General features: G+C 70.9%; 5 protein-coding genes. 2 read left to right on the top strand and 3 right to left on the bottom strand.

The window, feature by feature from the left end:
* On the top strand, positions 1-1,323 hold a 1,323-nt coding region (locus tag SLNSH_RS24225), incomplete at its 5' end, for an OmpA family protein (RefSeq protein ID WP_106340851.1).
* 102 nt (positions 1,324-1,425) lie between these two features.
* A complete protein-coding gene (locus SLNSH_RS24220) occupies positions 1,426-1,623 on the top strand; it encodes a hypothetical protein (protein ID WP_106340849.1) in 198 nt (65 codons plus the stop codon).
* Between the two features lie 97 nt (positions 1,624-1,720).
* Here the strand turns inward: SLNSH_RS24220 and acpS are convergent, their stop codons facing one another.
* The 3 genes from acpS to pyrE are packed head-to-tail and all read right to left on the bottom strand — an operon-like array spanning position 1,721 to position 3,466.
* Complete coding sequence (gene acpS / locus SLNSH_RS24215) at positions 1,721-2,125, bottom strand: holo-ACP synthase (RefSeq protein WP_106340847.1); 405 nt, start codon at positions 2,123-2,125, stop codon at positions 1,721-1,723.
* Positions 2,122-2,877 (bottom strand): pyridoxine 5'-phosphate synthase, encoded by a 756-nt coding sequence (locus tag SLNSH_RS24210; RefSeq protein ID WP_106340845.1) that lies wholly within the window; start codon positions 2,875-2,877, stop codon positions 2,122-2,124. Before SLNSH_RS24210 ends, acpS begins: the two co-directional genes overlap by 4 nt.
* A gap of 4 nt (positions 2,878-2,881) precedes the next feature.
* Complete coding sequence (pyrE, locus tag SLNSH_RS24205) at positions 2,882-3,466, bottom strand: orotate phosphoribosyltransferase (RefSeq protein WP_106340843.1); 585 nt, start codon at positions 3,464-3,466, stop codon at positions 2,882-2,884.
* Positions 3,467-3,777 lie beyond the last annotated feature (311 nt).

Here is a 3,777-nt window from a genome sequence, read left to right as displayed (position 1 = left end):
CCTGCGCCGGGAACCCCGCCCCTGCCCCAGGGCCTGCGCCAGCCCGGGCAGCCGGGACAGCCTGCCCAGCCGGGAACCGCCGCGCCGATCCAGGGGCGCGCCGCGCCCCTGCCCGGCGCTCCGGCGCCCACCGCGACGCAACCGGGAGCGACCGCGCCTCAGCCGACCGGGCGCGCGCCCGCTCAGCCCGGCGCGCTTCCGCAAGGCCAGGCCCAGCCACAGCAGGCCCCAACCGCCCAGCCGGGTTTCGCTGCGCCTCAACAGCAGCAGCAATACCAGGGCCAGGCGCCGCAGCCGGGCCAGGCCGGGGCCCTGCCTCCGTCCGATCGTCGCGGCCGACTCGGGCCGGCCGGCGCGGCAGCCCTCGGCGCGGCGGCAGGCTTCGTTGGCGGCTACATGGCCTCCGAAGGGGCCCGCAGCTTCGAGGACGTGCGCCAGCGCCGCCGCGAGGTGACGCAGGACGGCGTCACCGTCATCCAGGAGCCCGGGCGTCAAATCATCCGCGACGAGGACAACCGCGTCTTCCTGCGGCATGACGAGACCGAGCGTTTCCGCGAGCTTCGCGGCGATGTCCGCACCGAACGGCGCGGCAGCGACCACGTCACGATCTACGAGCGGCCGGATGGCGACCAGATCGTCACGGTCACGGACGACAGCGGCCGACTCCTGCGTCGTTACCGCCGCGACCGCGGCGGGCGCGAGACCGTGATCATCGACAACACCTGGCGCGGGCCGCCTCGCAGCTTCGAGGAAGACATCGTGGAGCTTCCGCCGCCCCCGCTGCGAATTCCGCGGGAGCGCTACATCGTGGACGCGGACAACGCGGACGAGAACCTCATCTACGAGACCATCGTCGCGCCGCCCGTGGCCCCGATCCCGCGCCGCTACACGCTGGACGAGGTTCGGTACAGCCCGGACCTGCGTGCTCGCATGCGCAGCGTAGACGTCAACACGATCAACTTCGAGACGGCGTCCTGGGAGGTCACTCCCGATCAGGTCGGCCGCCTCGCCACGATCGCGCAGGCGCTCAACCAGGCGATTCGGAACAACCCCAGCGAGGTGTTCCTGATCGAAGGCCACACCGACGCGGTGGGATCGGACGTGGACAACCTGTCCTTGTCCGACCGGCGCGCCCAGTCGGTCGCCGCCATCCTGACGCGCGACTATCAGGTGCCGCCCGAGAACCTGACCACCCAGGGCTACGGCGAGCAGTACCTGAAGGTGAACACGCAGGCCCCCTCGCGGGAGAACCGGCGCGTGACCGTCCGGCGCATCACGCCGCTCCTGCAGGGCCAGAACGGCCAGCAGCAGCCCCAGCAATAAGGGCGTCGCCCGCGGCCTCCCGGCCGTGGGCGCTTCCCATCGGAACCGGAGGCGGAGCAGCCGGATTAAATGAGCAAGATTTGCTCGAAAGGATCACGGCGAATGCGCACGCTCACCGGCATCATTCTCGGATTCCTGCTCGCCGTCGGGGTCGCCTACGTCCACGACAACGGCGCGCCGCCCGGCCAGAACATGGTCAACTGGGACGTCGCCCACCGCAGCTTCCAGTCCGCCACGGCCGAGATCCGCGACCAGTGGCATCGACTGACCGCCCGCGGCGAAGACCACTCGACCATCTAGGCGGCGGACAATGCCGTCCCACGTCATGGCCGGGCTTGACCCGGCCATGCACGTTCTGGAGCGGTCACAATGAAAGCAGGTTTCGCACGAGGCCGGCTCACCCCGCCAAGGGGCGCGCCTCGATCACCACGAAGGCCTGCGCCATCGGATGCTCGTCCGTCATGGTCAGGTGGATCACCGCCTCGTGCCCTTCCGGCGTGATGGCCCGGAGCCGCTCGGCGGCTCCGCCCGTCAGGCGCATCGTGGGCGCCCCGGAGGGCAGGTTCACCACGCCCATGTCCCGCATGAAGACGCCCCGGTTGAACCCGGTCCCGAGCGCCTTCGAGCAGGCCTCCTTGGCGGCGAAGCGCTTGGCGTAGGTGCCGGCCCGGTCGGCCCGGCGGTCAGCCTTGCGCTGCTCGATTTCCGTGAAGCACCGGCGGACGAAGCGGTCCTTGAACCGCTCGAGCGACTGCTCGATGCGGCGGATGTCGCAAAGGTCCGAGCCGATGCCGATGATCATGCCGCCCGGGCCCGCCCGGCGGCCATGGCGGCGCGCATGCGCCCGATCGCGGCGTCGAGGCCCACGAAGACGGCCTCGCCGATCAGGAAATGGCCGATGTTGAACTCCACGAATTCCGGCACGGCGGCGAGCCGCTCGGCCGTGTCGTAGTCGAGCCCATGGCCGGCGTGCATCTCGAGGCCCAGCGAGCGACCGAATGCCGCCCCGCGGACGAGCCGCTGGAATTCCGCCTCGGCCTTGGCGGCGTCGCCATGCTCCACGGCATCGCACCATGCGCCCGTGTGCAGTTCGACGACGGGCGCCCCCAGCTTCGCGGCGGCGCGCAGCGGCGCCTCGTCGGCCTCGATGAACAGCGACACCCGGATCCCCGCGGCCCCGAGCTTCTCTACCGCCGGCGCAAGGTGGTCGTAGCCGCCCACCACGTCGAGCCCGCCTTCGGTCGTGCGCTCGGTGCGCTTCTCCGGCACCAGGCAGGCCGCGTGCGGCTGGGTCGCGAGCGCGATGGCGAGCATCTCGTCGGTCGTCGCCATCTCGAAGTTCAGCGGCTTGGAGATCTCGGCTTTCAGCCGGCGAATGTCCTCGTCGCGGATGTGGCGGCGATCCTCGCGCAGATGCGCGGTGATGCCATCCGCCCCGGCCGCGATGGCCTGCAGGGCCGCGCGCACGGGATCCGGTCGGGCGCCGCCACGCGCGTTCCGCAGCGTGGCGACATGGTCGATGTTGACGCCGAGGCGGAGCGCGGGGAGCGACATGGCGTCAGGCCTTCAACCCACGGCTGCCCGGCTTCACCGCCGGGATGGCGGCGAGCTCCGGCGGCAGCGCGTCCGGGGCGTAGTTGGGAATGTCGAGCTGGGCCAGGCTGACCAGCGGGACGCCGACATCGGCCTTTCCGCCCGACCGGTCGATCAGGCAGGCCGCGCCCACCAGCATGCCCGGGTGCTGCCTGATGGCGTCGATGCACTCGCGCGACGACAGGCCCGTGGTGACGATGTCCTCCACCATCAGCACGCGCGCGCCCTCCGGAATCTCGAAGCCGCGACGCAGCTGGAAGCGCCCGTCCTCGCGCTCGACAAAGATCGCCTTCGCGCCCAGGTGCCGGGCCGTCTCGTAGCCCGGCACGATGCCACCCACCGCCGGGGACACGACGACGTCGATCTTGCCGAAGGCCTCCTGCGCCTTCTCGGCCAGCGCCTTGCACAGCCGCTCCGTCCGCACCGGATCCTGGAAAACGAACATCTTCTGCAGGAACACCGGGCTGCGCAGGCCAGAGGAGAGGATGAAATGCCCCTCCAGCAACGCGCCTGCGGCGCGGAATTCGGCCAGGACTTCGTCTTTGGTCATCAGGGCGCCCTCTTGCTCGGGCGCAGGCATCGCAGAAGGCGCTTGGCGATGCAAGAGCGAGGCGAGCCGTCCTCNTGGTCATCAGGGCGCCCTCTTGCTCGGGCGCAGGCATCGCAGAAGGCGCTTGGCGATGCAAGAGCGAGGCGAGCCGTCCTCGCGAGGAGCGCAGCGACGAAGCAATCCAGGGGCGGCGAGACGCCGATCCCGATGCAGGACGCCCACTCGCCTTGCTGTGCTCACGGTGACGCAAGAACGCGTCATCCCCGGGCTCGTCCCGGCCACCCACGCCTCGCCCCAGCGCGTGGATCCCC

It is taken from the genome of Alsobacter soli (assembly GCF_003004785.1).
Lineage (GTDB): Bacteria > Pseudomonadota > Alphaproteobacteria > Rhizobiales > Beijerinckiaceae > Alsobacter > Alsobacter soli.
The sequence above is the reverse complement of the archived record's forward strand: the minus strand, read 5'-3'. Positions and strand labels throughout refer to the sequence as shown.

Coding starts and splice junctions, on each gene's coding strand:
- pyrE (WP_106340843.1), bottom strand. CDS start 3,466: ATGACCAAAGACGAAGTCCTGGCCGAATTCCGCGCCGCAGGCGCGTTG.
- SLNSH_RS24210 (WP_106340845.1), bottom strand. CDS start 2,877: ATGTCGCTCCCCGCGCTCCGCCTCGGCGTCAACATCGACCATGTCGCC.
- SLNSH_RS24220 (WP_106340849.1), top strand. CDS start 1,426: ATGCGCACGCTCACCGGCATCATTCTCGGATTCCTGCTCGCCGTCGGG.
- acpS (WP_106340847.1), bottom strand. CDS start 2,125: ATGATCATCGGCATCGGCTCGGACCTTTGCGACATCCGCCGCATCGAG.